This window comes from Shewanella sp. SM74 (assembly GCF_025653725.1).
In the GTDB taxonomy this organism is placed as follows: domain Bacteria; phylum Pseudomonadota; class Gammaproteobacteria; order Enterobacterales; family Shewanellaceae; genus Shewanella; species Shewanella oncorhynchi.
On sequence record NZ_JAKKRZ010000015.1, the window covers coordinates 48,421 to 69,242 of the forward strand.

Consider the following 20,822-nt stretch of genomic DNA (forward strand, 5'->3'; position numbering starts at 1 on the left):
ATGTTAAGTTAATGATTCAATTAATGACTAAGCTCATTTATGGTCGAATGCATTGATGAATAAACACATTTTTAACGGCTACCACAAAAAAGGCTTAAACCAATAATACAAAAGGGCATAAAAATGCCCTTTTGTTGTCATGTGGTCATCAAGTTAGCGAATAATGCCGCGACTCGATGACTTTACAAACTCAAGCAGTAATTTGACTTGCTCATCGTTCTGCGCATCTTCAGCTAATGCTTCAATCGCTTCTTCTACCGTTAAGCTACTACGATATAACGTTTTATAAGCACGACGCACGGCTAACTGGCTTTCTTTAGAAAAACCGCGACGCTTCATACCTTCGCTGTTTAAGCCGCGAGGCACTGTCGGTTGACCCGCTGCCATCACAAAAGGAGGCACATCCTGCAAAACTAAAGAACAACCGGCAGTAAACGCATGGGCACCAATATGCACAAACTGATGTACGCCTGTCATACCGCCTAAAATCGCCCAGTCACCGACGTGCACGTGACCTGCAATAGATGCGTTATTCGCCATGATGACATTGTCGCCGACCACACAGTCATGGGCGATATGCACATAGTTCATAAACAGGTTATTCGACCCAATACGGGTTTCACTGTTATCTTGAACTGTACCACGGTGAATGGTCACATTTTCACGGATCACATTATTGTCACCAATTATCAGTCGTGTCGGCTCGCCAGCGTACTTTTTGTCTTGGCATTCTTCACCAACGGAGGCGAATTGAAAAATACGATTCCCTTTGCCGATAATCGTTGGGCCTTTGACCACCACATGGGAACTCAACCAACAATCATCACCAATTTCGACGCCCGCACCGATATAGGTCCAAGGGCCAATAGTGACGTTATTGCCAATTTTTGCATCGGGATGCACAAACGCTAATGTATCTATCACTGACTAATCTCTCTGCGGGCACACATGATTTCAGCGGAACAAACCACTTCACCATCCACTTTGGCCTCACCGTAGAAAACGCCAATCCCGCGGCGCTCTTTAATCATTTTGACATCAAAATGAATTTGATCTCCTGGCTCAACCACACGTCTAAAACGCGCATTATCGATACCAGCAAAGTAATACAACACACCTGGTGGTGGTACATCACTACTCATCGTTTTAAAGGCTAACAGGCCAGTTGCCTGTGCCATAGCTTCTAAAATAAGCACACCTGGCATTACAGGTTGTATCGGGAAATGCCCCTGAAAAAATGGCTCATTTATTGAAACGTTTTTGATCGCCTGCAGACTAACACCAGGAGTGTAATCAAGCACACGATCGATCAATAGGAATGGATATCTATGGGGTAGATATTTAAGTATTTCTTTAATATCCATAGTGTTCATTTGATTAGACACGAACCGAGTTCCTCAAATTGCCTTGGGGCAATTAATCTGGTGTTTTTAAATTTTTTTCCAACGTTTTAACACGCTGGAACAGTTCATCTAACTGACGGAAACGAACTGTATTTTTACGCCAAAGTTTATTGTCCATTGCCACTGTAGCAGAAGAGTATAAGCCAGGCTCACGCATATTAGTGGTGATATTGGTAGCACCAGACACATGCACTCCATCGGCTATGCTCAAATGACCTGCGATGGCACAGCTACCGCCAATAATACAATATTTACCAATAGTGACACTGCCTGCGACAGTAGTACTGCCTGCAATAGCAGTATTTTCGCCGATTATATCGTTATGGGCAATTTGTACTTGGTTATCAATAATCACACCGTCGTGGATCTCTGTATGGCCTAATGCCCCACGATCTACCGTTGAATTAGCACCAATCTCAACCCGATCGCCAATACGCACGCCACCTGTCTGCGGAATTTTAATCCACTGACCACGTTCGTTAGCATAACCAAAACCATCTGAGCCTAATACGGCACCCGAATGGATAATACAATCCTGTCCTAAATGCACATCGTGATAGACGGTGACATTAGCCCACAAACGTGTTTTTGAGCCAATAACCACATCTTGTCCCAGCACAACACCGGCACCAATCTGCACATTTTCACCTAAAATGACGTTCGCACCAATCACAGCATTCGCGCCAATAGCGACACCTTCCCCTAAATGAGCTGAAGGATCAATTTGTGCCGAAGGATGGATACCCACCGCCGCTTTGGGTGTAGTGTCCAAATACTGAGCAACACGAGCAAAACCGACATATGGATCTTTTACAATTAACGCAGTACCTTGATAATCCTGCGCATCTTTAGCTGACAATAACACCGCACTCGCTTGAGTTGCCTCAAGCTGAGAGCGGTATTTACTGTTGGCTAAAAAAGAGATCTGACCCGCCTTGGCATTTTCTAAGGTCGCCACACTATTAATAATTAGCGTTTCGTCGCCTTGGATATCACCGTCTAATAACAGGCATAGCTCTTTTAAAGTCACACTATTCATCTATTACTTGCCTTTGCTTAAGGCTTCAACCACTTTGCCACTGATGTCAGCGTTAGGCTTAACATAAATGACAGCACCACGTTGTAATACCAAATCATATTGGTCTTTTTCAGCGATAGTGTTGATGGCTTTTTGCACTTTAACTAACAGTTTATTTTGCTCTTCACCTTGGCGACGACGTAGGTCTTCATCCAATGCTTTGCCTTTTAACTGATATTCAGATTTTAGCGATTCCATTTTACGAACCAGCTCAGTTTTTTGTGCATCGTTCATTAATGCACCATCACGTTGCTGTTTCTCCATCAGAGAACGCATTTCTTCTTGCATTTTTTGGACATCAGCTACGCGATCACCAAACTCTTTCTTCAGAGATTGAGAGATCTGTTCACGTTGTGGGAGCTGTTCAAACACAGCGCCCATATCCACTACGGCAATTTTCTCAGCATGTGCCACTAACGGCGCGCCTAACAAAACTAACGTCATCAGCGCGCAATTTACCATCTTGTTCAAAATAAACTCCTTGTTACCTTGTTATTGTCAGCAAAACTTGCCGAGTGTATGCCTTTTAAAAAGTTTTGCCAATATTGAAAGAGAAGATCTCCGTTTGGTCACCTTCATATTCTTTAAGCGGCCACGCCAAGCTGAACACCATAGGTCCCATAGGTGATAACCATTGCACACTCAAGCCCCAAGAGGCGCGCAGGCGAGCTGGATCACTATAGTCTTGTAACTTAGCAAACTCGTCCGCCGGAAGTGTTTGATATGACTCGTAATCAAACTCAGTATCCCAGACGTTACCCGCATCGACGAAGAAGCTAGTACGAACTGAGTTAGTGTAAGCCTCATCCAGGAATGGGGTTGGTACAATCAACTCCATACTTGCCGTTGCAAGGGCATTACCACCGATAGAGCGGCCAGAACTGACTTGGATACTATTAGGATCGCCAGGCAAGCTACAGCCATCGCCCGATGGATCCGGTGCACACGGCTCACTACCTCGATAGAGATAGAATGAACGTGGACCTACAGAGTTCGACTTAAAGCCACGTAGCGAGCTACTACCACCTGAGTAATAGTTTTCCCAGAAAGGTAAAATTTGGTCATTATCATTAAATTGACCATAACCGTTACCATAACCTAATCGACCACGGGCCAAGAGCACAACGCTCTGACTGCGGTTAACAGGGAAATAGTAGTTAGTGTCAAAGTCTGTCTTAAAATACTGTAAATCAGACCCTGGCGAAGTCATTTTGCCGTTCAGACGCTGGGACGAGCCATCTGTTGGGAAAGTGCCACGGTTCAAGGTGCTACGATACCAGCCCAGGCTGAGTTCGAAGTTATCGAAACTTAAGTCCGCGTTTGGATCGTCATCACGATAGATGTTATAGAAACGCAGCGCCTGCTCATAAGCTGAGATCTCAGAAATCGTGTTGTGACGATAGCCAATACCACCATTGATACGGTTGTATTCGTTAATCGGGAAACCCGAGTTAAGCGCCACACCATACGAACTGTTTTTATAGCGTTCTAAGTTAGCTTCATTGGCGTCAAACTCACTCCAATAAACGCTCCCGCCTAAACTCACACCGTCTTTTGTCCAGTACGGATCGGTATAGGATAAGTTAACGTTTTTAGAGTACTTGTTGGTGCTCAAGCTAATACCCGCTTGATTACCTGTGCCTAAGAAGTTGTTTTGCTGCACACCAAACTGCAAGCTCAGGCCTGATTCAGTACCATAACCGACACCCGCGTTAAATGAGCCCGACGGCTGCTCTTTCACTTTAACCGCAACATCGACTAAATCATCGGTACCTGGCACTTGAATGGTTTCAGTGTCAACGGTTTCGAAGAAGCCCAGACGGTTAAGACGCGCTTTAGATTGCTCAACTTGCGCTGAGTTTAACCAAGCCCCTTCCATCTGACGCAGCTCACGGCGCATCACTTCATCTTTAGTCACTGTGTTACCAGTGAAGTTAATCGCCCGTACGTAAACACGTTTACCCGGTTTAACATTGATGTTTAAGGTGACTTCTTTAGTCTTATCATCAATTTCAGGGTAGGTTTTCACTTCAGGGTAAGCATAACCGAAGCGGCCTAGATACTTGCTGTACATTTCTTCGGTGAAAGTCACATCACCGCCGTTGTACATATCACCCGCTTTGATTGGCAGAATTGATTTCATCAACTCTTCACGGCCCATCAAATCACCCGTCAGGTTTACTTCTTTAACTTTATATTTCTCACCTTCATCTACGTTAATGGTGATATATAAACCTTTACGGTCAGGCGTCATAGCCACTTGAGTCGAGGTGACTTCGAAGCGGATATAACCTTTATTGTGATAATAGGTTTTGATGGTCTCGAGATCGGCCTGCAGTTTTTGCTTCTGATAACGACGCTCACCAAACAGATCCCACCAAGCCACATAATCTTTAAGTTCCAACATGCCGATCAGTTCAGCATCGGTGAACTCTTTGTTACCGACCACGTTAATTTGGCGGATTTCGGCCGCTAAACCTTCGGTAAACTTAAATTTCAGCTCAACCCGATTACGGGGTAAGTTAATCACTTGGGCTTCCACTTTCGCGCCGTATTTACCCACGCCGTAGTAGAAATCCTGCAGACCCTTTTCAATACCAGTCAACATAGTACGATCGAGCGACTCACCGACTTTAACGCCAGAACCGTCCAGACTTTCCTGTAACTGTTCGTCTTTAATGTCTTTGTTGCCATCGAATGTCACGGCACTGATAGTTGGACGTTCAGTGACTTTCACCACTAATACACCGCCATCTCGGCTCACGGAGACATTTTCAAAGTTAGTCGATGCATACAAGCTTTTAATCGCTTGCTGGATTCTTAACTGGTCAACAGTGTCACCTACTTTTACTGGTAAGCTTAACAAGGCAGCACCGAGTGCAACTCGTTGCAAACCTTCAACTTGGATGTCGGTCACTTCAAACGGTTGGAAAGTATCAGCCAACACAGTCCCTGAAAACGACGCACCGACGAATAACATCGAGGCAAAAAGTTTATTCAATCTCATAGAGCACTTCTAATTATTAGTCTGTCCTTGCTCAGAGTCGGGCAAAATCATTGAAAAGCGCAACGCTCATCAACATCAGCAGTATTGCTGCCCCAAATCTGAATCCTATTTCCTGCACCTTTTCAGGTACAGGTTTACCAGTTATTACTTCAATAAAGTAATACAGCAGGTGTCCCCCATCAAGCACAGGTAAAGGCAGCAAGTTAATGATGCCTAAATTGACGCTGATGAGCGCGAGGAACCCGAGAAAATAGACCAAGCCATAGTTTGCACTACTGCCCGCACCCTGTGCGATCGAAATGGGTCCACTCAGGTTTTTCACCGACACATCGCCGGTAAATAATTTGCCAATCATCTTAAAGCTCACAGCAACAAGTTGCCATGTTTTATCCGCTGCTATACCGAAAGAATCGATTGGTCCATATTCAAGTTGTAAACGCATATTGTCTGGCCATTGTGCTTGGGTCGGGCTCACCCCGAGCATACCTATCTCTTGGCCATCGGCATTTTTACTGCTTAAGGGTGTCACTGCCACATTAAACTGTTCGCCATTGCGACGCACAGTTAAACTCACAGGCACATTGGCAGAATGTTGAATAATGTCAACAAAAGCCTGCCAATCGGTATAATTTTTACCATTTATTGCGACTAAGGTGTCACCGACTTTTAGCTCACTATTTGCAGCGGCACTGTCAGGACTAATAGCAGCAATGGTGGGGACGATTTCGGGACGATAAATCCCTAACCCTAATGCCGTAATCGGGGATTCTTTTTCAGGATCAAAACGCCAATTACGCGTATCTAAGGTATAAGACCGCGCACTAGAGTCTAAACCTTGCAAACCATTCAATGGCGTTAGCGATACACTCAGACTTTCATCACCTATGTGGCCGACTAAAGCTAAATTCACTTCTTCCCAGTTACGCACAGCCTGACCGGAAATGGCCGTTATTTGCATTGGCTCTGTGATTTGAATTTGCGCAGCAGCAGTCCCGGGTGTCGTCGAGGTGATCACAGGCTTAAGTGATGGCACACCAATCAGATACATAAAATACAGGGCAACGATGGCAAAAATAAAGTTAGCAATTGGACCTGCGGCCACAATCGCAATACGTTGCCATACGGTTTTACGATTGAACGCTTGATCTTTTAATTCATCGGGAACGTCTTCAACACGCTCATCGAGCATTTTGACATAGCCGCCAAGGGGGATCATGGCTAACACATATTCAGTGCCGTCTTTACCAACACGACGCCAAATAGCCTTACCAAAACCAATGGAGAAACGTTCGACTTTCACGCCACAACGTCGCGCGATATAGAAATGGCCGTATTCGTGGGCAGTAATTAACAGACCCAGTGCAACGATGAAAGAACCTAAGTTCCATAAAAAATCTAACATCCCACTCCTTACGTTATAAATTTAATCACTCAGCTATTGCTAAGCGATGCTTGCTAATGTCTCACGCGCATAGACGCGGGTTTGCGCATCTAAGGCTAAAATATCTTCTATGCTGCCCATAGGACGTTTAGGCACAGTGACTAAACAAGCTTCATTCACTTTTGCAATTTGCGTAAAACCAATTTGCCCCTGCAAAAATGCTTCAACAGCGACCTCATTGGCAGCATTTAATACGGTTGTTGCTTCTTGGCCTTGGGCACACGCCTCCATAGCCAAAGCCAAACAGGGGAAACGTTCAAAATCAGGTTCATAAAAGCTTAACTGTCCGACTTTGAAAAAATCTAAAGGTTCAACGCCCGAATGAATTCTTTGCGGATAAGCCATGCAATGGGCAATCGGTGTGCGCATATCAGGGTTACCCATTTGGGCGATAACCGAACCATCACGGTACTGCACCATAGAGTGGATCACGCTTTGCGGATGAATAACCACTTTAAGTTGCTCAGCCTGAGTGTTAAACAACCACCGCGCCTCAATGAACTCTAAACCCTTATTCATCATAGTGGCGGAGTCAACAGAGATTTTAGGTCCCATGGACCAATTAGGGTGTTTACAGGCTTGGGCAGGCGTCATGGCCGCAAGTGTCGCAAGATCCGACCGCAGGAAAGGTCCGCCAGAACCGGTTAACAAAATATGGGATATACCCGACGCAGCTAAATCGCAACGGCCGAGGTTAGCCTGCACTTCTAGGGGTAAACATTGAAAGATAGCATTATGCTCACTGTCCACGGGCAAGAGCACAGCACCAGAGCGCTTAGTCGCTTCAATAAACAACTCACCCGACATGACTAAAGCTTCTTTATTGGCCAGTAATACTCGCTTTCCCGCCTTCACGGCTTCAAGGGTTGGTACTAGCCCTGCCGCCCCGACAATCGCTGCCATTACAGTATCCACTTCGGTAGCCGTCACTAAACCGAGTAAATCGTTCATGCCAGTAGTGACTTGGATATTGAGCGCAGCGGGTAAAACGGCGCGTAACTGTTTCGCAGCCTCTTCATCCACCATATGCGCGACTTTCGGTTTATGGACTACACACAAAGCCAGCATCTTATCAACGCTCGCATTGGCCACCAATCCATAGATGCTATAAGCCAATGGATTAGTCGAAATCACGCTTAAGGTACTAGCACCAATAGAACCGGTAGCACCCAAAATCACCATATTTTGCATAGCGTTACATCCAGAATGCAATGTAGATCAGGGTAAACACCGGCAAGGCTGCAGTCAGGCTGTCGATGCGGTCGAGCACGCCGCCGTGACCGGGCAAAATAGTGCCAGAATCTTTAATACAGGCCGCACGCTTAAACATACTCTCAGATAAATCGCCCAGCGCTGACACTAAAGCAACAAATAAGGTCACTGCCACAACCAAACCCAGTTCTTGCTCTGGCGAATAATACATAACACCTGCAACCACGAGCATAGTCGTCACTAAACCACCAACTAGGCCTTCCAAGGTTTTAGCAGGGCTCACTGCAGGCATCAGTTTCGTTTTACCTATCGCTTTACCGACGAAGTAAGCCCCAGAATCTGCGGCCCACACAATCAACATCACTAACAGTACTAATACTGGGCCGTAATAGGGTGAAGTTTGTGAGCTAATGGATTTGAGCGTGATAAGAGCAACAAAACAAGGCACTAAGGTTAACTGTCCAAACATGGACTTAAACATAGGATTCTTTTGCCAGAACTTAGCGCTTTTAGGATAAGTTACCACTAATAATAGTGATGCTAACCACCAGAATGCACCAATATAGAGAATGGCCAAATAGATAGGATGTAACTGGTGGCTTAACCAAACTGCATCAATTGGCACAATCAGATTAATTGCCACCAATAAGATACCAACTGTGAAGGTAAAGCTCCACTGAGTGACATCACACTGATTATCGATAATTCTTCCCCATTCCTTTGCTGCGATAAGGAAGACGGCAACTAAGGCCCAGGCGAAGTAGCTGGCAGGGAGCAAAAATATCGCCCCCAAAACTAAAGGAACTAACCAAGTTGCTGTTATTATTCGTTGTTTTAGCAAAAAAAATCCCTCATGAGGTTTTACAATGCACGCATCTCATCAATCTGACTTCCAGTCAGACCAAAACGGCGCTGGCGACTTGCAAAAATGGCTATCGCTTCATGAAAAGCCTGTTCATCGAAATCAGGCCAAAGGGTGTCGGTAAACACCAATTCTGCATAGGCCGCCTGCCACAGCACAAAATTGCTGATGCGACAGTCCCCGCCCGTGCGGATCATTAAATCAACTTCACTCTGATTTTGCATGCACAAATGTGCACTTAAGGCTTCTTCGGTGAACTGACTGCTGGTCATTTCGCCAGTTTCGACCTTTTCCGCTAATTTTTGTGCTGCTTGAAGTATGTCCCAACGGCCACCATAGTTAGCCGCAACATTTAGAATCAAGCCAGTATTGCGAGATGTCTTCTCTTGAGCAGCAGCAATTTGCTTCTGTAATCGTGCCGAAAAGCGGCTGATATCGCCAATAATGTTGAGCTTAACCTGATTCTTATCCAGCAATTTAATTTCGCGCTGTAATACGGTAAAAAACAACTCCATCAGCAAGCTGACTTCTTTATCCGGTCTACGCCAATTCTCGCTAGAAAATGCGAATAAGGTTAGCGATTCAATGCCTAATTGGCTTGCAGTGCTTACGGCTCTTCTAACGGCCTTAACACCAGCCTTATGTCCCATCACTCGTGGTTTACCTTGGGTTTGTGCCCAACGCCCATTGCCATCCATGATAATAGCAACATGCTTAGGTAACGACTGTTTCACGAGTTCGGGTAATTGTCCCGGCAAGGTCGTTTGAGTGTATAAATCACTCTCACTCGTCCTAGGGTGCGGATCAAGTTCCACTGTGGATGACATCTAATACAGCCCTTTAAAATAGACAAACGCCGTGTAGTATACCCCTACACGGCGCATCAACTCTAGCTTATCGAACTGAGATTAGACTTCCATCAACTCAATTTCTTTGGCCGCTAAAATCTCATCGACCTTTTTAATGTGAGCATCGGTGAACTTTTGCACTTCTTCTTCACTGCGACGCACATCATCTTCAGTACAAGCTTTAGCTTTTTCAAGCTTTTTCACTTCAGAAATCGCATCACGACGCACGTTACGGATAGCAATACGACCGTTTTCAGCTTCGTTACGCACCACTTTGATGAAGTCTTTACGACGTTCTTCAGTCAACGCGGGTAATGGAATACGTAATGTCGCGCCAGCTGACATAGGGTTCAGACCTAAATCAGAGCTCATAATAGCCTTTTCAACAGCTTGGATAGCACTACGGTCAAACACAGTCACAGACAGAGTGCGTGAATCTTCAACGCCCACGTTAGCCACTTGGTTTAGTGGCGTCATAGTGCCGTAGTAAGAGACTTGAATGGAATCCAGCAGGCTTGGGTGGGCACGACCGGTACGCACTTTTGCCATTTGGTTTTTAGTCGCGTCAACGCATTTACCCATACGCTCTTGCGCATCTTTCTTAATGTTCTCAATCACGTTAAATGTCCTTCTTGGTCATTAAATAACTTTTTTCGCTCTGATCAGCGTGCCTTCTTCTTCACCCATGATAACGCGGCGTAGAGCGCCAGGCTTATTCATGTTGAAGACTAAAATAGGCATGTCGTGATCACGCGCCATAGTAAAGGCGGCTAAGTCCATTACTTTTAATTCTTTTTCCAGAATTTCCGCATAAGTCACTTCATCATACTTAACAGCATCTGGGTTCTTCATTGGGTCTTCAGAGTATACACCGTCGACTTTAGTGCCTTTCAATACGACTTCAGCTTCGATTTCAATGCCGCGTAAACAGGCCGCAGAATCGGTCGTGCAGAAAGGATTACCTGTACCGGCAGCAAAAATAACCACTCGGCCAGATTTTAGCAAGCTGATCGCTTCAGCCCAATTGTAATCATCACACACACCCTTTAACGGGATAGCTGACATCAGACGAGCATTAACATAGGCACGGTGCAGGGCGTCTCGCATTGCCAAGCCGTTCATAACCGTTGCCAGCATACCCATGTGATCGCCCACCACACGGTTCATGCCTGCTTTTGCTAGGCCTTCACCGCGAAACAGATTACCACCACCAATAACCACACCCACCTGAATACCCAGCTCAACCAGCTCTTTCACTTCCTGAGCCATGCGATCTAATACTTTAGGGTCGATGCCGAAGCCTTCGTCGCCCATCAGTGCTTCGCCACTTAATTTAAGAAGAATGCGTCTAAATGCGGGTTTTGGATTGGTGCTCATAATTTTTATCCTGGTCATAACAAGACCGCAGCTATTGCCGCGGTCTTGGGGGTATTTAGCGTTGGCGATTAAGCCTTTTTAGAAGCAGCGATTTGAGCAGCAACTTCAGCCGCGAAATCTTCTTCTTTCTTCTCAATACCTTCACCCACTTCTAAACGAATGAAGTTAGTGACTTTAGCGCCTTTCTCTTTCAGAATTTCGCCTACAGTTTTCTTTGGTTCCATGATGTAAGCTTGACCAGTCAGAGAAATCTCACCGGTGAACTTCTTCATACGACCAAGAACCATCTTCTCAGCGATCTCTGCCGATTTGCCTTCGTTCATTGACATTTCGATTTGCAGAGCTTGTTCTCTTGCAACGATTTCTGCAGGAACATCTTCTGGGTTCACGTATTCAGGCTTAGAAGCAGCAACGTGCATTGCGATGTGCTTTAAGGTTTCTTCGTCAGCTTCACCGGCAACAACAACGCCAATGCGCTCACCGTGACGGTATGAAGATAGGTTTGCACCATCGATGTACTCAACACGACGAATGTTGATGTTTTCACCGATTTTAGTTACCAATGCAACGCGTGCATCTTCAAACTGTGCTTTTAAATCTTCAAGAGTCACTTTAGATGCAGCAGCGGCATCTAATACTGCGTTCGCGAATGCTAAGAAGTTTGAATCTTTAGCAACGAAGTCAGTTTGACAGTTAACTTCTAATAGCGCAGCGAAACCTTCGCCATTCTTGATCAGAATTGTACCGTCAGCAGCGATGTTACCCGCTTTTTTAGCCGCTTTAGCAGCGCCAGACTTACGCATGTTGTCAATTGCTAACTCCATGTCGCCGTTAGCTTCTGTCAGAGCGTTTTTACAATCCATCATGCCTGCGCCAGTACGGTCGCGCAGTTCTTTAACTTGGGCAGCAGTAATTGCCATTGTTAAATCCTCTATAAAAAATCGACTAATTTGCAGATATAAAACAGGGGCCGAATGGCCCCTGTTAACCAATCAAAAATCTTGGTTAATAAGGGTGATGATAATCATCCCGCCTTATTATTATTCGGCTTCTACGAAACCGTCTTGCTCAGCTTGAACAGCCAAATCTTGACCACGGCCAGCTTTTGCAGCAGCAGCAACAGAAGAAGTGTACAGGCGGATAGCACGCATAGCGTCGTCGTTACCAGGAACGATGTAGTTAACACCATCTGGCGCAGAGTTAGTATCAACAACTGCAACAACAGGGATACCCAGGTTGTTAGCTTCTTTAATAGCGATATGCTCATGGTCAGCACCAATGACGAATAATACGTCTGGCAGGCCGCCCATGTTTTTAATACCACCTAAAGATTTTTCCAGCTTTTCAAGCTCACGAGTACGCATCAGCGCTTCTTTCTTGGTCAGCTTGTCGAAAGTACCGTCTACTGATTGGCTTTCCAGTTCTTTCAGACGTTTGATTGACTGACGAACGGTTTTCCAGTTAGTCAGCATACCGCCTAACCAGCGGTGATCAACATAGTACTGGTCACAAGACAGAGCAGCTTCTTTGATCGCTTCGCCAGCAGCACGTTTAGTACCAACGAATAATACTTTACCTTTCTTTGAAGCTACGTTGCTGATGAAAGCTAGCGCTTCATTGAACATTGGCACAGTATGCTCAAGGTTGATGATGTGAACACCGTTGCGAGCACCGAAAATGAATGGCTTCATTTTTGGGTTCCAGTAACGGGTTTGGTGACCGAAGTGGACACCGGCCTGAAGCATATCGCGCATTGAAACTGTAGTCATTTCTATTACCTTAAAATTTAGGGGGTTAGACCTCCACGTATCCCATGTCTTCGACCCCTTATATAACAACTGAGGGCACCCCGAAGAATGTGTCGACACGTGTGTGATTTAGTATTTAGACAAATAGCCATGTATAATGGCCGCCATCTTTAGTCTTGCAAGTATCAAAGCAGCGCAAAAGCTAGCTTGGACAATTCATCAAGACTTAAACATAACGGCGCGCTTTATACCATAAATAGCCCTAAAGCACAAATTTTTGCATTAGGTTGCGTGGCCAACAGACATTAAAGACACAAGAGAAAACGCAATGAGTATAGTCATCAAGACCGCTGAAGAAATTGAAAAAATGCGTGCTGCGGGCAAACTAGCCGCACAGGTATTAGAAATGATCGCGCCGCATGTTAAACCGGGCGTGACCACCAATGAGCTCAATGACCTCTGCGCCAAATATACCGAAGAGCAAGGTGCGATTTCGGCGCCGCTTAACTACCATGGTTTTCCCAAATCCATTTGTACTTCTGTAAACCATGTGATTTGCCACGGCATTCCAAACGACAACCCACCATTGAAAGAAGGCGATATCCTCAATATCGACATCACAGTGATTAAAGACGGTTATCACGGCGATACCTCGATGATGTTTTTAATCGGTGAAGTGAGCGCGAAGGACAAACGTCTGTGCCGCATCGCGCAAGAAAGCCTGTATTTAGCTATTCGTAAGGTTCGTCCAGGTTTAAAACTGGGTGAAATTGGCAATACTATCGAAAAATTCATCAAAGCCAGCAAAACAGGGCTTGAGAAATATTCCATCGTGCAAGATTATTGTGGCCACGGTATTGGCTCGGGTTTCCATGAGGAACCTCAGGTCATGCACTACCGTAACGGCGATAACACAGTATTACGCCCAGGCATGTGTTTCACCATTGAACCTATGATCAATGCTGGTCGCCACACGACCATACTCGATCGCGATGATAAGTGGACGGTAACGACCTCCGATGGTAAAAATTCAGCCCAGTGGGAACATACCTTACTGGTGACTGAAAAAGGGGTTGAAGTACTTACCCTGCGTGAGGATGAGGATTTCCCACGTATCATCAATCACGAGCGATAGGCCACACTAACAAGCATAAAAACAAGGGACTCGATGAATATAGCTCTGCTCGCTAAACAATCATTAATCGAACAGAATCAGATTCTTTTGGCCAGTTTTAAGGCTAAAACCCCGATTGAAGAGCTCGTCACGCAGCGCTGTCAATTTGTCGATGCCCTTGTCAAGCAAGCTTGGGAACAACACGGTCTAAGGGAATATGATATTGCCTTGATTGCCGTGGGCGGCTATGGCCGTGGGGAGCTGCATCCCCACTCGGATGTCGACTTGCTGTTCCTGTTTAATGATATCTTGTCACCCGCCGCCGAAGCGGCACTCAGTCAGTTTATTGCCTTTCTGTGGGATGCCAATCTGGAAATCGGCCACAGTGTCCGTACATTAAACGACACGATTATCCTCGGCCGTGAAGACATCACCATAGCCACCAATCTGTTAGAGGCACGACTGCTCGAAGGGCCCGAGTTTTTATTCGATCAACTTTATGATGCGATTCGTCAGAGTGACTTTTGGACTTCAAGCGATTTTTTTATCGCAAAACGGGATGAGCAAAATGCCCGCCATGCCAGAGCCAGTGCCTTCGATTTAGAACCCAATATCAAGAGTTGTCCCGGTGGTCTTAGGGATATTCAAACCATTGCTTGGGTGGCCATGCGCCATTTTGGCGCCGCTCGCCTCGAAGAATTAGTCCAATACGACTTTTTAGAGCCTGGTGAACTAGAAGAGCTGCTCGAATGTCAGCACTTTTTGTGGAAATTACGCTTTGCCCTGCACATGGTGGTCGGTCGCGATGAAAATCGCTTACTCTTTGATGTACAGCGCCAAGTTGCCGAGCTTATGGGCTATGAAGACGCCACCCAGCTTGCTGTTGAGCAGATGATGAAACGTTACTATCGCACGGTACGCCGAGTGATGGAGCTAAACGAAATGTTGCTGCAGCTGTTTAAACGGGCAACATTGGGCCATACAAAAGCTTTAGAAATTCAATCGATAGATAAACACTACCAGCGCCGCGGCACTTTTATTGAAGCGCTAAGCGATGATCTTTTCGATAGCGGCGAAGAAATTGTCCGGCTGTTTTTGTTAGTCGCTAAAAACTCCAACATCAAAGGCATTTACGCACCAACACTGCGTTCGCTGCGCCGAGCAAGACGCGCCCAACCGCAAGCCTTGCAAGAAAACCCGCTTTGTCGCCAAGCCTTTATGGAAATTCTGCGCCATCCCCGCGGCATTGTTGCTTTGTCTTTAATGCATAAACACGGCGTGTTATCGGCCTATTTACCCGCATGGCGAAATATTGAAGGCCAGATGCAATTCGACCTATTCCACGCCTATACGGTCGATGAACACACCCACAGATTACTGCTCAATATCGAGCGTTTTTCCCAAGCAGAACAAAAGGAAGAATTTCCCTTAGGCTCGATTCTGATCAACCAATTACCTAAAAAAGGTTTACTCGTATTGGGCGCTATCTTCCACGATATCGCCAAAGGCCGCGGTGGCGATCACAGTAAACTGGGTAGCAGCGATGCCCTCGCCTTTTGTAAGCTACACGGGTTAAACGATCACGATGGCCGTCTAGTCGCTTGGCTGGTTGAGAATCATCTGGTGATGTCTGTCACCGCCCAGCGCCGTGATATTTCCGATCCCGATGTGGTGGCCGACTTTGCCAATAAAGTCCGCGATGCCGTGCATTTAAGCTATCTGTACTGCTTAACCGTCGCCGATATCTGCGCCACCAACGAAAAAACCTGGAACAACTGGAAAGGCTCACTGCTGCGCGATTTGTACTTTTCGACCCAAAGAGTGCTCGCCCGCGGTAAAGAAAAACCCGTCGATATTCGTGCCAGAATGCGTGAATACCAAGCCAAGGCAAAAAAAGAGCTGCTGCGCCGCGGATTGAAAGAGAAAGATCTCGATGCCCTGTGGCAACGTTTTAAGGCAGATTACTTTTTACGCCACCAGCCCAATCAAGTCGCGTGGCACGCCGAAGCGATTTTAAAACACAAACAACAGGATGAGCCCTTAGTCTTAGTGTCCAAACACACCACCCGTGGTGGTACTGAGCTATTTGTCTATTGCCAAGACAGACCTAAATTGTTCGCAACTGTGATGGCGGTACTCGACAATAAAAATATCAACGTCCATGATGCCAACATCATGACGTCAAAAGATAATTATGCTCTCGATACCTTTGTGATCTTAGAGCAGGATGGTGAGCCCGTTAGCCAGCTTTCACGCATCCAAAGTATCCGTAAGGCGCTTGAGAAAGCCCTGTCGAGCGACAGTCCAAAACTGCCGCGCTTTAGAAAACTATCGCGCAAGATGAAACCTTTTAATGTGCCGACACAAGTGAGTTTCCTCGAAAGCAGTCGTCATGGTACAAGTATGATGGAGCTTATCGCCTTAGATTCACCAGGATTACTGGCAAAAGTCGGGGATATCTTTTACCGTTGCAACACAACATTACTCGCGGCCAAAATCACCACCATTGGTGAGCGAGCCGAAGACTTTTTTATGCTGCAGACCAATGACGGCTTGCAACTTAACGAAAACCAAGAGAATACCCTCAGGGATGCTTTAATCAGTGCCCTGAGTGCAAAGAATATCGAATCAGTTAATTAACGAGACCAGTGGGAGAAGTAAATGGAGGCTTTACGCCAACGTATTGAGGCGGCTTTTGAAGCGCGCGCCGACATCACACCAAGCACAGTTGACGCCGGTGTGCGCAGCGATGTGCAAAATGTCATCAATATGCTCGATAAAGGTGAAGTCCGTGTCGCCGAGAAAATCGACGGACAATGGCATGTGCACCAATGGCTGAAAAAGGCGGTATTACTGTCCTTCCGTATTTTCGATAACGTGGTTATCGATGGCGCCGAAACCAAATACTTCGACAAAGTGCCGTTAAAATTTGCCGAATATGATGAAGCCCGCTTTAAAGCGGAAGCCATTCGTGTAGTGCCTTCGGCGACAGTACGTAAAGGCTCATTTATCGGTAAAAATACCGTGTTGATGCCATCCTATGTGAACTTAGGTGCCTATGTTGATGAAGGCACTATGGTTGACACTTGGGCAACGGTTGGCTCATGTGCACAAATCGGTAAAAACGTGCATTTATCTGGCGGAGTGGGCATTGGTGGCGTACTTGAGCCATTGCAAGCGGGCCCAACCATCATCGAAGATAACTGTTTTATCGGTGCGCGTTCTGAGATTGTTGAAGGCGTGGTGGTTGAAGAAGGCTCAGTGATTTCCATGGGTGTGTATATCGGCCAAAGTACTCGAATTTATGATCGCGAAACCGGCGAAGTGCATTACGGTCGTGTACCAGCAGGCTCTGTTGTTGTTTCTGGCAACCTGCCATCAGCCTGTGGCAAGTACAGCCTCTATGCCGCTATTATCGTTAAGAAAGTCGATGCAAAAACCCGTAGTAAAGTGGGTATCAACGAATTACTGCGTATTGTTGATTAACAGTCACAGCATTTGTTCGATAACATGAGTTCCATAAAAAGATGCCTAAGGGCATCTTTTTTATTGTCGGTAAAATTTAGCCTACGGTTGCGCTGTCATTATCAGGCTTAAAAATAAAGTGTTTAATAAGACACTTAAATCAAACGCTCTACTTCACGGAATGCATTTCTCGTCATTGCAATGGCCCGCCAGCCGATAATCCCCAATGGCTGCTGCGCTTTGTTCACCACCACAAGATATTCTGAGTCTAGTAAATTCAACTGCAGTAATGCATCTTCCGATGTGGCCACCTCACTGATAATAGGCACTGAATGCTCCATGATCTGATGGGCTTTTTTATGCAGTGATGCCCTATCCAGTTCACGCTCAGCCGCAGTGCCAAGTAATGGGCTAAACCAATGTTCCAGTAAGCGACTCGTGATCACCCCAAGTATCTTATGTTGCTCATCCAATACCACGGCCACCTTAGCATGGGCAGTCGTAAGTAAACGCTTAATATCAACTAACTCATGGTCGAGTGAAATCGTGACTAAAGGTTCAAGCGGCGCAGCGCCGATATGATCGCTAATACTCAACTCTCGATTAATCAAAATCGCTAAACAGGTTTCGACTATCTCAGGATCAAAAAGAGTCCCTTTGCCCGCACGCAATACTTCAGTCATTTTCTCCAGCCCTAACGATGGGCGATAAGGCCTGTGGGACAATATCGAATCGGCAACATCGGCGACGGCAATAATTTTCGCCTCATATAAAATAGCCTTATCCTTTAAGCCCGCGGGATAACCTGAGCCATCAAGCCGCTCATGATGCTGTAAAATCATCTCTTTAATGGGCCAAGGAAACTCCACATCCTCAATAATTTCAGCACCATGTAATGGGTGAGTCTGAATTAATGCGTATTCTTCTTTTGAAAGTTTTGACGGTTTTGTCAAAATCTGCGATGGAATCGCTAACTTGCCGATATCATGGACTAAGGCACCAATCTTCAGCCCTTCTAAACGCAGCGGGTCTAAACCTAATTTCTCACCAATCAAATAACTTAATTGCGCCACCGACTTTTGATGCCCTGCGGTATAGGCATCTTTCAGTTCTAATGCCTCAGAAATAGCACTAATAAGCTGGGTTAACGATTGAGATAATTGTTCTTTTTGCGCTTTAATGATTTTGGACTGGCGGGATACCGCGCGCAATGTGCGTGGTAGTTCAATGCTGTGCCATAAAATGCTGGCAAAAGTCAGTAATGATCTCGCATCATTACGACTATAAGGCTCATTACGGTCGACCACGCACAGCATGCCCACTAAGCGACTGCGAAATAAAATCGGCACCGCCAAGTAACGCCCTCCAAGTAGCAGTTTATCTAAGGGCAAATCCCCTAAGCGCCTTTGGGAGTCGGTTTGGTTTTGGATGATCGGCTTATAATCTCGCACACATTCGAGCCATACGCGGCTTTCAAGTTCTGACACTTGGGTATTATCTTCAACAAAATCGGCTTGATTAGCCTCTGCGTGGGGATACTCAGAACGCGCGGCGAGTGTGAGTGTTTTTAACTTTTCGTTATGCAACAGAATAAAGCCATATCGACTGCCAGTGAGCGACATCGCCTTAGAAACTGCAACTTTAAATACTTCTTCTTGGGAGGATTTAATCACATCTTCTATGTGTTGCAACCAAGCATCGCTGGCTTGAATCGCTCGACGATAATCCGAGTGCAACTCCTTCATCTGCGGATCTTCAAAATTGATGTCGGATAGAATCAAGTACCATCCCATTTCAGGCAAAGAATGCAGCGCGAGATGCACACGTATGCCGCGATGATCTTGTAATTGAAAACCGATTTCTTGGCCGCGTCGCCTCACTATATCGGCGCATAGTTCAGCATTAAAGGCACTAAACAATTGGCTAATGGGTTGATTAATGATTTGCGCCGCAGAGCGTTTGCAACGGCTGTAAAAGGCTTGGCTCATCCGTAGCACACAAAACTGCTCATCTAGCTGTGCCCAAGATAAATTCAAACTATCGGGCAAGTCTTTCATTCCAACGATAAGGCTTTGACGAGTTGACATCCAGCACTCCGACCTGTAATTCGAGCATGGGTAATACACTATACCGCTATGTTCACCCCAATGTGAGCACTATAAAATCTCCAATAAACATAATGATAGCTGATTTCATGACAGACGCGGGTTAAAATAAACGCCGTTGAATGTCATGCCATTGCCACGACTCACCTACATCTTAGAAAACGATCGTTTTATTGCCGTACACGACCACTTGTTCGTTGAGCACTAATTGCAGCGCTTTACTCAATACACTCTTTTCAACATCGCGCCCAGCACGCGCCATTTCTAAGGCACTATAACTGTGGTCGACGGGAATCACGTCTTGCTTGATGATCGGCCCTTCATCAAGGCAATTATTCACAAAATGCGCTGTCGCACCGATAATTTTCACCCCGCGCTCCCAGGCTTGGCGATAGGGTGCGGCGCCGATAAAAGCAGGTAAAAAAGAATGATGAATGTTGATGATGCGATTAGGATATTGCGCCACAAAATCTGGGGTTAGCACCCGCATGTACTTAGCCAACACCAGATAATCTGGCTCATATTGCGATACCGCGGCCAACAGTGCTTGCTCGTGTTGAATTCGGTCTAAGCCTTCGTGGCTCACCAGATGAAAGGGAATGTTAAACTTCTCTGCCAATTCACGTAGTGCATCATGGTTGCCCACCACAGCGGCAATCTCGACACTTAAACCACCATAATAGGCTTTCATTAACAAATCGCCTAAACAGTGCGCTTCCTTTGTGACTAACACCACAATGCGTTTTTTACCCGCGCTAACTAACGTCATATGATTTTGCGTAGGCAGTACGTCGCGCAGATCCTGCAATAAATGTTCGCTGTTAAAAATGCCCTCTAACTCAGTTCGCATAAAGAAACGCCCTTGGGCATTATCCACAAACTCACTGTTTTTGATGATATTCAGTTTATGAGTAAAACAAACACTGGTGATTTTAGCGATGAGGCCTTGGGCATCAGCGCAATCCGTCAGTAAGATTTTACGTTCTATGGATGGCGAAGTATTACCGCGAGTTTCAGTCATTTGTTGCAAAGTTGGCTCTCCTATATTGTCCCTACATCGAGTTTGCCATAGCAAATCATGCTGAACAGTATGAAAACCCTATAATGCGAAAATAAAAATGATATTTCAGAGGCTTGAATCAATAAAATGTAAAAATTAAGC

General features: G+C 45.7%; 18 protein-coding genes. 3 read left to right on the forward strand and 15 right to left on the reverse strand.

Annotated features, from left to right (window positions below):
• Positions 1 to 153 precede the first annotated feature (153 nt).
• The 13 genes from lpxA to rpsB form a co-directional block, all read right to left on the reverse strand.
• Positions 154 to 924, reverse strand: coding sequence for an acyl-ACP--UDP-N-acetylglucosamine O-acyltransferase (lpxA, locus tag L5M49_RS15655; RefSeq protein WP_028760598.1), 771 nt, complete (start codon positions 922 to 924; stop codon positions 154 to 156).
• A complete protein-coding gene (gene fabZ / locus L5M49_RS15660; protein ID WP_006080990.1) occupies positions 921 to 1,385 on the reverse strand; it encodes a 3-hydroxyacyl-ACP dehydratase FabZ in 465 nt (154 codons plus the stop codon). The genes lpxA and fabZ overlap by 4 nt, the downstream gene beginning before the upstream one ends.
• A 31-nt stretch (positions 1,386 to 1,416) precedes the next feature.
• Positions 1,417 to 2,442, reverse strand: a complete 1,026-nt coding sequence (lpxD, locus tag L5M49_RS15665) for a UDP-3-O-(3-hydroxymyristoyl)glucosamine N-acyltransferase (protein WP_105249717.1) — start codon at positions 2,440 to 2,442, stop codon at positions 1,417 to 1,419.
• Positions 2,443 to 2,445: 3 nt separating this feature from the next.
• Positions 2,446 to 2,943 carry an OmpH family outer membrane protein gene (locus tag L5M49_RS15670; protein ID WP_028760600.1) on the reverse strand — a complete coding sequence of 166 codons (498 nt, stop codon included), beginning with the start codon at positions 2,941 to 2,943 and terminating at the stop codon, positions 2,446 to 2,448.
• Positions 2,944 to 3,007: 64 nt separating this feature from the next.
• Positions 3,008 to 5,488 (reverse strand): outer membrane protein assembly factor BamA, encoded by a 2,481-nt coding sequence (gene bamA, locus L5M49_RS15675; protein ID WP_131523800.1) that lies wholly within the window; start codon positions 5,486 to 5,488, stop codon positions 3,008 to 3,010.
• A 31-nt stretch (positions 5,489 to 5,519) separates the two neighbouring features.
• Complete coding sequence (gene rseP, locus L5M49_RS15680) at positions 5,520 to 6,890, reverse strand: sigma E protease regulator RseP (RefSeq protein WP_028760602.1); 1,371 nt, start codon at positions 6,888 to 6,890, stop codon at positions 5,520 to 5,522.
• 39 nt (positions 6,891 to 6,929) lie between these two features.
• Positions 6,930 to 8,120, reverse strand: coding sequence for a 1-deoxy-D-xylulose-5-phosphate reductoisomerase (gene ispC / locus L5M49_RS15685; protein ID WP_263266384.1), 1,191 nt, complete (start codon positions 8,118 to 8,120; stop codon positions 6,930 to 6,932).
• A 4-nt stretch (positions 8,121 to 8,124) separates the two neighbouring features.
• Complete coding sequence (locus L5M49_RS15690; protein WP_263266385.1) at positions 8,125 to 8,982, reverse strand: phosphatidate cytidylyltransferase; 858 nt, start codon at positions 8,980 to 8,982, stop codon at positions 8,125 to 8,127.
• 20 nt (positions 8,983 to 9,002) lie between these two features.
• Complete coding sequence (locus L5M49_RS15695) at positions 9,003 to 9,830, reverse strand: isoprenyl transferase (protein ID WP_212600030.1); 828 nt, start codon at positions 9,828 to 9,830, stop codon at positions 9,003 to 9,005.
• Between the two features lie 81 nt (positions 9,831 to 9,911).
• Positions 9,912 to 10,469 (reverse strand): ribosome recycling factor, encoded by a 558-nt coding sequence (frr, locus tag L5M49_RS15700; RefSeq protein WP_012088724.1) that lies wholly within the window; start codon positions 10,467 to 10,469, stop codon positions 9,912 to 9,914.
• Between the two features lie 21 nt (positions 10,470 to 10,490).
• Positions 10,491 to 11,228 (reverse strand): UMP kinase, encoded by a 738-nt coding sequence (gene pyrH, locus L5M49_RS15705; RefSeq protein WP_006080981.1) that lies wholly within the window; start codon positions 11,226 to 11,228, stop codon positions 10,491 to 10,493.
• A gap of 68 nt (positions 11,229 to 11,296) precedes the next feature.
• Positions 11,297 to 12,148: a translation elongation factor Ts gene (gene tsf, locus L5M49_RS15710; protein ID WP_028760606.1), complete on the reverse strand. Its 852-nt coding sequence runs from the start codon at positions 12,146 to 12,148 to the stop codon at positions 11,297 to 11,299.
• 120 nt (positions 12,149 to 12,268) lie between these two features.
• Positions 12,269 to 12,997, reverse strand: a complete 729-nt coding sequence (rpsB, locus tag L5M49_RS15715) for a 30S ribosomal protein S2 (protein WP_028760607.1) — start codon at positions 12,995 to 12,997, stop codon at positions 12,269 to 12,271.
• A 283-nt stretch (positions 12,998 to 13,280) separates the two neighbouring features.
• Here rpsB and map point away from each other — a divergent pair, with 283 nt between their 5' ends.
• Genes map through dapD form a run of 3 tightly spaced genes read left to right on the forward strand, consistent with a single transcriptional unit; the run spans position 13,281 to position 17,576 of the window.
• Positions 13,281 to 14,111 (forward strand): type I methionyl aminopeptidase, encoded by an 831-nt coding sequence (gene map, locus L5M49_RS15720; RefSeq protein WP_226058787.1) that lies wholly within the window; start codon positions 13,281 to 13,283, stop codon positions 14,109 to 14,111.
• 33 nt (positions 14,112 to 14,144) lie between these two features.
• Entirely contained in the window at positions 14,145 to 16,730 is a 2,586-nt protein-coding gene (glnD, locus tag L5M49_RS15725) for a bifunctional uridylyltransferase/uridylyl-removing protein GlnD (protein WP_263266386.1), read from the forward strand.
• A 21-nt stretch (positions 16,731 to 16,751) separates the two neighbouring features.
• Positions 16,752 to 17,576: a 2,3,4,5-tetrahydropyridine-2,6-dicarboxylate N-succinyltransferase gene (dapD, locus tag L5M49_RS15730; protein ID WP_028760609.1), complete on the forward strand. Its 825-nt coding sequence runs from the start codon at positions 16,752 to 16,754 to the stop codon at positions 17,574 to 17,576.
• 134 nt (positions 17,577 to 17,710) lie between these two features.
• On the opposite strand, the gene L5M49_RS15735 is transcribed toward dapD, so the two are convergent.
• On the reverse strand, positions 17,711 to 19,642 hold the full coding sequence (locus L5M49_RS15735; RefSeq protein ID WP_168823188.1) for an HD domain-containing phosphohydrolase: 1,932 nt from the start codon (positions 19,640 to 19,642) through the stop codon (positions 17,711 to 17,713).
• Positions 19,643 to 19,814: 172 nt separating this feature from the next.
• Complete coding sequence (gene purU / locus L5M49_RS15740; protein ID WP_263266422.1) at positions 19,815 to 20,681, reverse strand: formyltetrahydrofolate deformylase; 867 nt, start codon at positions 20,679 to 20,681, stop codon at positions 19,815 to 19,817.
• Between the last annotated feature and the right edge of the window lie 141 nt (positions 20,682 to 20,822).

Coding starts and splice junctions, on each gene's coding strand:
- lpxD (WP_105249717.1), bottom strand. CDS start 2,442: ATGAATAGTGTGACTTTAAAAGAGCTATGCCTGTTATTAGACGGTGAT.
- L5M49_RS15670 (WP_028760600.1), bottom strand. CDS start 2,943: ATGGTAAATTGCGCGCTGATGACGTTAGTTTTGTTAGGCGCGCCGTTA.
- bamA (WP_131523800.1), bottom strand. CDS start 5,488: ATGAGATTGAATAAACTTTTTGCCTCGATGTTATTCGTCGGTGCGTCG.
- rseP (WP_028760602.1), bottom strand. CDS start 6,890: ATGTTAGATTTTTTATGGAACTTAGGTTCTTTCATCGTTGCACTGGGT.
- ispC (WP_263266384.1), bottom strand. CDS start 8,120: ATGCAAAATATGGTGATTTTGGGTGCTACCGGTTCTATTGGTGCTAGT.
- L5M49_RS15695 (WP_212600030.1), bottom strand. CDS start 9,830: ATGTCATCCACAGTGGAACTTGATCCGCACCCTAGGACGAGTGAGAGT.
- pyrH (WP_006080981.1), bottom strand. CDS start 11,228: ATGAGCACCAATCCAAAACCCGCATTTAGACGCATTCTTCTTAAATTA.
- tsf (WP_028760606.1), bottom strand. CDS start 12,148: ATGGCAATTACTGCTGCCCAAGTTAAAGAACTGCGCGACCGTACTGGC.
- rpsB (WP_028760607.1), bottom strand. CDS start 12,997: ATGACTACAGTTTCAATGCGCGATATGCTTCAGGCCGGTGTCCACTTC.
- glnD (WP_263266386.1), top strand. CDS start 14,145: ATGAATATAGCTCTGCTCGCTAAACAATCATTAATCGAACAGAATCAG.
- dapD (WP_028760609.1), top strand. CDS start 16,752: ATGGAGGCTTTACGCCAACGTATTGAGGCGGCTTTTGAAGCGCGCGCC.
- L5M49_RS15735 (WP_168823188.1), bottom strand. CDS start 19,642: ATGTCAACTCGTCAAAGCCTTATCGTTGGAATGAAAGACTTGCCCGAT.
- purU (WP_263266422.1), bottom strand. CDS start 20,681: ATGACTGAAACTCGCGGTAATACTTCGCCATCCATAGAACGTAAAATC.